At 34.5% G+C, this 5,625-nt stretch carries 5 protein-coding genes and 15 tRNA genes; all 20 read right to left on the reverse strand.

The features are described 5' to 3' along the window. Nucleotides 1–223 precede the first annotated feature (223 nt). The 20 genes from CLOTH_RS10145 to CLOTH_RS10245 all read right to left on the reverse strand — a co-directional run bounded on the left by CLOTH_RS10145 (nt 224) and on the right by CLOTH_RS10245 (nt 5,583). Nucleotides 224–781 carry a 50S ribosomal protein L25 gene (locus CLOTH_RS10145; protein ID WP_158080506.1) on the reverse strand — a complete coding sequence of 186 codons (558 nt, stop codon included), beginning with the start codon at nt 779–781 and terminating at the stop codon, nt 224–226. Nucleotides 782–893: 112 nt separating this feature from the next. Then, complete coding sequence (locus CLOTH_RS10150) at nt 894–1,307, reverse strand: hypothetical protein (protein WP_079413690.1); 414 nt, start codon at nt 1,305–1,307, stop codon at nt 894–896. A 107-nt stretch (nt 1,308–1,414) separates the two neighbouring features. After that, entirely contained in the window at nt 1,415–1,699 is a 285-nt protein-coding gene (locus CLOTH_RS10155; RefSeq protein WP_079413692.1) for a pro-sigmaK processing inhibitor BofA family protein, read from the reverse strand. A gap of 47 nt (nt 1,700–1,746) precedes the next feature. Further along, on the reverse strand, nt 1,747–1,983 hold the full coding sequence (locus tag CLOTH_RS10160) for a DUF2508 family protein (protein WP_079413694.1): 237 nt from the start codon (nt 1,981–1,983) through the stop codon (nt 1,747–1,749). Nucleotides 1,984–2,150: 167 nt separating this feature from the next. Further along, nucleotides 2,151–3,635: a leucyl aminopeptidase gene (locus CLOTH_RS10165; protein ID WP_079413696.1), complete on the reverse strand. Its 1,485-nt coding sequence runs from the start codon at nt 3,633–3,635 to the stop codon at nt 2,151–2,153. A gap of 615 nt (nt 3,636–4,250) precedes the next feature. Next, a tRNA-Arg gene (locus tag CLOTH_RS10175) sits at nt 4,251–4,327 on the reverse strand. Between the two features lie 24 nt (nt 4,328–4,351). Further along, nucleotides 4,352–4,425, reverse strand: a tRNA-Cys gene (locus CLOTH_RS10180). 52 nt (nt 4,426–4,477) lie between these two features. Beyond that, nucleotides 4,478–4,554 (reverse strand) — tRNA-His (locus CLOTH_RS10185). Between the two features lie 6 nt (nt 4,555–4,560). Next, nucleotides 4,561–4,637, reverse strand: a tRNA-Pro gene (locus CLOTH_RS10190). Between the two features lie 18 nt (nt 4,638–4,655). Continuing rightward, nucleotides 4,656–4,732 (reverse strand) — tRNA-Ile (locus CLOTH_RS10195). 5 nt (nt 4,733–4,737) lie between these two features. Further along, nucleotides 4,738–4,814, reverse strand: a tRNA-Met gene (locus CLOTH_RS10200). Nucleotides 4,815–4,819: 5 nt separating this feature from the next. Next, nucleotides 4,820–4,895, reverse strand: a tRNA-Phe gene (locus CLOTH_RS10205). Nucleotides 4,896–4,898: 3 nt separating this feature from the next. After that, nucleotides 4,899–4,987: transfer RNA gene (locus tag CLOTH_RS10210), tRNA-Ser, on the reverse strand. Between the two features lie 5 nt (nt 4,988–4,992). Then, a tRNA-Lys gene (locus CLOTH_RS10215) sits at nt 4,993–5,068 on the reverse strand. A 9-nt stretch (nt 5,069–5,077) separates the two neighbouring features. Further along, nucleotides 5,078–5,153: transfer RNA gene (locus tag CLOTH_RS10220), tRNA-Gln, on the reverse strand. A 5-nt stretch (nt 5,154–5,158) separates the two neighbouring features. Then, nucleotides 5,159–5,235, reverse strand: a tRNA-Arg gene (locus CLOTH_RS10225). 4 nt (nt 5,236–5,239) lie between these two features. Continuing rightward, nucleotides 5,240–5,313: transfer RNA gene (locus tag CLOTH_RS10230), tRNA-Gly, on the reverse strand. Between the two features lie 12 nt (nt 5,314–5,325). Continuing rightward, nucleotides 5,326–5,400: transfer RNA gene (locus CLOTH_RS10235), tRNA-Gly, on the reverse strand. Nucleotides 5,401–5,405: 5 nt separating this feature from the next. Continuing rightward, nucleotides 5,406–5,488, reverse strand: a tRNA-Leu gene (locus CLOTH_RS10240). A gap of 10 nt (nt 5,489–5,498) precedes the next feature. Beyond that, nucleotides 5,499–5,583 (reverse strand) — tRNA-Tyr (locus CLOTH_RS10245). Nucleotides 5,584–5,625: the final 42 nt, after the last annotated feature.

The following is a 5,625-nucleotide window of genomic DNA, read 5'->3' on the forward strand; positions in this document are numbered from 1 at the left end:
AAAAATAATTTGGCTCATATGAGCTGACTTTATGGTTAATTGAATTACTATTCGTCTGCTGTTTAATTTTCAATGTTCTTTTGTCCTTTTCTCAAGGACAAGTAATACTATATCATCATTTTAAACTGTCGTCAACATATTTTTTGTATTTTTATTTATACCATTTTATTACAAATGTTTTTTGTGATCAAAAAAGATTGTATCTTTCGATACAACCTTTTTTCTATTCATCCGGTGTTTCTATATATGTTTTAGGATAGTTTACAGAAGCTACTATAGTGTTGTAATCTCCTAATATATCTACACCACTAGGTGCCTGTAAATCAGCTACTCTCAAGTGTTCTCCATGTCCAAGCTCAGATATATCTATATCTATCTCTGCTGGTTGAGTGTATGCGTTATATTTAACTTCTACATCCATTAATTGTTGTTGAACAATAAGACCTTGTCTCTCTAGTTTATCTTTATTTACTAAAACTACAGGAATATGTGTGTGAATTACATCTTCTTTATTTACCTTATGTAGGTCAAAATGAATTATCTCTTTATCTATACTATGATTTTGAACTTCTTGTATATATACAGTATGCTTTTCATTTTCAAAAGTAACATCAAATATTTTGTTCTCTTTGTTTGTTTTATAAATTTCTTGTAACTCTTTCTTATTCGCTACCACCTGTACTGGTTCGAAATTTTTACCATATACAATGCCTGGTATAAGTCCTTGCTTTCTCAATTTCTTATTGTTCATATTAAAAGAATCTCTCAATGTTAAATGCATATAGTAATACCTCCCACAAATTTTGTATCTTCTAAAAGGTATTATTAACATTAAGATTTTCTTTAATACAATATTTTTAATTTTATTTGTATGTTTTTTACATAATTTTTTATTACACTAGGTTTAGCATTCTAGTTAAAACATCCTTTAATTTACGATTTCCTAGCTCCTCATGTGATAATACAAATATAGTCTTAATACTTTCTTCTACCTCATCATATCTATACGAATACGCCATACATATAGATTCTTGTGGCATAACCTCTTCTAATTCCATCGCCATTGTGTCTGCTATATCCATATATTCACTTAGAATATCCTCTAATTCTTCATTTTCAAGTTCATACCCATCTTCTTCTAATATTTCATTCAAAGTCTTAGCACTTATAGATAGATTTATAGCTACTATATCTTCTCTTTTAGATCTTGAACTAATATCTTCAACATTGTCAAAACAACTGTTTTTTAATATTATATCTACTATTTCTTTACTATCTATAACCCTATCTCCGAAAACTACATACATACTAAACCTCTCCTTTTTTCATTAGTTAAGCTAACACAAAAAAAGAAACCTTAACACGGCTTCTATGTTTTACTTAATTATATATATTTATTCATTTTATGTAAACATTATACTATTAGTAGATATCTTATTAAAACCATAGCACACACACCTATAACTCCTAGATGACCTGCTATAAAAGATGTTGCAAGATTTACTCCTAAGTTTAAATCTACTCCTAATATAGTCAACCCTTGATTTAATATGAATAATGATAATCCACCAACTAATATTCTAAAAATAAATCTCCCTAGGAAATTTAAAGGGCCAATTAATAAAAGTACTATTGTATATATGCTCAATAAAGTTGCCCCAAAAACTATAAGTAGCTTGATTTGTGTAATGTCATTCATTTCATATCCCCCCAAAAACTACATTAACTGAAATTTAAGCTCATGCACTACAAACTATACACACTTTTACTCTTTACTCCACTTTCCTTAGCCTTCTTTAAAAAATATGAGTACCTAGACTTTGCTGCTTCTAATCTAAATACTGCATAATCTACCAAATCAGGGTCTTTTACGCTTTGGAAAAATGATTCGGCTGATTTAAGGTCTGAGTATGCATTTCTCAATTCATTTATTAATTGATCCTCTTCATCTATCTCTTTCTTAAAGAAATTTATATAAGTCATTTATATTCCTCCTCCTTACTTTATATTCTAGATTTTAGACCTTAATTACAAAATATATACTCCTAAATTTAAAACTTCTTCAATATAAAATATACTTATTATAGCTTGTATTATTTCTTAAATTATAGAAAAAAAGAATCAGGAAATTATTCCCTGATTCTTTGATCCTATGCTAAATTTTTTATCAAATAATATAAAGTTCTAACCCCTGCACCAGTTCCACCTTTAGATATATATTCTAAGTCTTTATTACTCCATGAAGTTCCTGCTATATCCATATGAATCCAAGGTTTATCTTGAACAAATTCCCCTATAAATAATCCTGCTGTTATAGTTCCTGCATCTTTCCCACCTACATTTTTTAGGTCTGCATTATCAGACTTTATAAGTTCTTTATATTCAGGAAAGTTAGGCAATCTCCAGATTTTTTCTCCTGCTTCTTTAGAAGATTTCTCTAAACAGCTGTATAAATCATCATCATTAGATATTACAGCTGTAGTTATAGTTCCTAATGCTACTAATGCAGCCCCTGTCAAAGTAGCTATATCTATAACTTTATTAACTCCTTCTTTTTCTATTATATAATGCACTGCATCAACCAATGTCAATCTACCTTCTGCATCTGTATTAAGAACCTCTATAGTTTTTCCAGCCATAGATCCTATTATATCTCCTGGTCTATATGCATTTCCTGATATCATGTTTTCACAAGCAGCAACAACTGCTACTACATTAGCCTTAAGTTTCATCTTGCTTATAGCGGACATAGCACCTATTACCGCAGCAGCTCCACCCATATCAGATTTCATTTCTGCCATGCTATTTGTAGGTTTTATAGACAATCCACCGCTATCATAAGTAAGTCCTTTTCCAACAAGACCTATTATATTATCTTTATTATCCTTATCTCCTGTATATCTCATTACTATAAATCTTGGTGGGTTTGATGATGCTCTTGCAACCTCTAAATAAGCCTTCATTCCTAATTCTTCTATTTTATTCTCATCATAAATCTCTACTTCAAAATTGCTTTCATTTCCTATATTTATAGTTTCATTAGCAAGTTCTACAGGCCCTAGCTTGTTAGCAGGCTCATTTACTAAATATCTTGCTATTATAGTAGCATTTGCTAAAATAGTTCCTTCTTTTATTTTCTCCTCTATATCACTTAAATCAGTACTTTTGCTGTATTCTAAACTTACAGTGTTTATAGTAGATTCTTTTCTGTCGCTCTTATATTTGTCAAATTTATAATTACTAAGTATAGCACCCTCACATAATTCTTTTGTATATTCTTTAACAAAACTTTCATCTAGATTGTCCAGGTTAATTTGTATATATTCTGACTTAAGTTTTTTACACTCTTTTATAGCTTTTCCTATACATTTTCTTACCTTTTCTCCATCTAATTCTTCTTTTGATCCTAATCCAAGTAGTATTATTTTTTTAGGATTTTCTTTTCTAAATAGCTCTATAACTTTGATTTCTTTATCTTTACCACTAAATTTTTCTTCATTTATTATGTATTCTACCTTTGTATTTATTTCATCGCCTAAATTTATGTTTATCATTCCCTTATTTTCAACTTTGTAATAAGGCAGTACGATTGTATCTACTTGTTTCATATCTAGTTGATTTATTTTTATATCCATCTCTATTCCTCCTTTGATTTTACACTGTAAGATTAATATTTAGTTTTCAATATTAAGAATATTAAAATAAATATTGTTGATATTGTCAAGGGCTAGTGGTATTTTTTTATTTTATATCAAAAGGCTGTATGTATCTCATAAAAAATATGTTATGTAAAAAAGAAGATAGAAATATTTCTATCTTCTTTAGGTGTATTTACGATATATCAAGATATTTCATCGTAATAAAAATAGCTTAAAAGTTAATCTACTAGAGTTTATTTTAGCTCTAGTATAAGCCTTTAACAATAATTATTCCTATAACAAGTACCACTGAAATATCTATTATGTAATTTAGTCTAGCTTTCTCATTGCTTAATCTATTAATACAAATCCTTAAAATAGCAAGTATAAATAATAAACCATACAAGTGGGGCTGGATATTGTTTATAAATAAGTAAATAGTGATAATTATTAATATGATTGATATAGCTTCTAGTTTGTTTGACATATATACCTCCTTTGCATTTAAATGTTTTTACCTGTTTTAAGAAAAATGCTAAACTGGAAGGTATCCATATATCCTTGTTGGTTGAAAAAAAAAGAAGATAGAAATAATTCTATCTTCTTTAATATTGGTGCGCCCAGAGGGAGTCGAACCCCCAACCTTCTGATTCGTAGTCAGACACTCTATCCGGTTGAGCTATAGGCGCGTGTGTTATTTGACATAAAAAAAGTGGAGGCGGCACCCAGATTTGAACTGGGGGTGAAGGAGTTGCAGTCCTCTGCCTTACCACTTGGCTATGCCGCCTTATTTTTATAATTTATTATATTCACATTAGCAATTAAATATACATATTTTTTGGGGTGGATAACGGGATTCGAACCCACGACCTCCAGAGCCACAATCTGGCGCTCTAACCAACTGAGCTATACCCACCATATTTGGTCGAGGTGGAGGGACTCGAACCCCCGGCCCCATGGTCCCAAACCACGTGCGCTACCAAACTGCGCTACACCTCGATATATATTTAATTAAAATGGTGGGCCTTCAGGGACTCGAACCCCGGACCTGCCGGTTATGAGCCGGACGCTCTAACCAACTGAGCTAAAGGCCCCCATATGGTAGCGGCAACTAGATTCGAACTAGTGACCTTTCGGGTATGAACCGAACGCTCTAGCCAACTGAGCTATGCCGCCATGTATGGTGCCCAGAGGCGGAATCGAACCACCGACACGGGGATTTTCAGTCCCCTGCTCTACCGACTGAGCTATCTGGGCATTTGGCGGAGAGGGTGGGATTCGAACCCACGGCCCCTTGCGGAGTCACTGGTTTTCAAGACCAGCTCCTTAAACCACTCGGACACCTCTCCATATTTGGTGACTCATCCGCGACTCGAACGCGGGACACCCTGATTAAAAGTCAGGTGCTCTACCGACTGAGCTAATGAGTCTTATTAATTTGGCTGGGGATGCTGGACTCGAACCAGCGAATGCAGGAGTCAAAGTCCTGTGCCTTACCGACTTGGCGAATCCCCAGTATTTGGTGTGCCTGAAGGGATTCGAACCCCTGACACGTGGCTTAGAAGGCCACTGCTCTATCCAGCTGAGCTACAGGCACATATTGGAGCGGGCGAAGGGGATCGAACCCTCGCAGCCGGCTTGGAAGGCCGGAACTCTACCACTGAGCTACGCCCGCGTGTTTTTATTTTGGAGCGGAAGACGAGATTCGAACTCGCGACCCTCGCCTTGGCAAGGCGATGCTCTACCACTGAGCCACTTCCGCTCATTTGGTGCGGATGGAGGGACTTGAACCCCCACGGTTGCCCGCTAGATCCTAAGTCTAGTGCGTCTGCCAATTCCGCCACACCCGCATGTGTTTTTTGGTGGAGGGGACTGGATTCGAACCAGTGAAGGCATTGCCAACAGATTTACAGTCTGCCCCCTTTGGCCACTCGGGAACCCCTCCATATTTGGAGCTGGTGATGGGACTCGAACCCGCAACCTGCTG

The sequence above is a fragment of the Alkalithermobacter paradoxus genome, from assembly GCA_002029295.1.
Classification (GTDB): Bacteria; Bacillota; Clostridia; order Peptostreptococcales; family Peptostreptococcaceae; genus Alkalithermobacter; species Alkalithermobacter paradoxus.

Excerpts from the sequence above, each read along its gene's own strand:
- CLOTH_RS10145 (WP_158080506.1), bottom strand. The coding sequence starts at position 781 with ATGCATTTAACATTGAGAGATTCTTTTAATATGAACAATAAGAAATTG.
- CLOTH_RS10150 (WP_079413690.1), bottom strand. The coding sequence starts at position 1,307 with ATGTATGTAGTTTTCGGAGATAGGGTTATAGATAGTAAAGAAATAGTA.
- CLOTH_RS10155 (WP_079413692.1), bottom strand. The coding sequence starts at position 1,699 with ATGAATGACATTACACAAATCAAGCTACTTATAGTTTTTGGGGCAACT.
- CLOTH_RS10160 (WP_079413694.1), bottom strand. The coding sequence starts at position 1,983 with ATGACTTATATAAATTTCTTTAAGAAAGAGATAGATGAAGAGGATCAA.
- CLOTH_RS10165 (WP_079413696.1), bottom strand. The coding sequence starts at position 3,635 with ATGGATATAAAAATAAATCAACTAGATATGAAACAAGTAGATACAATC.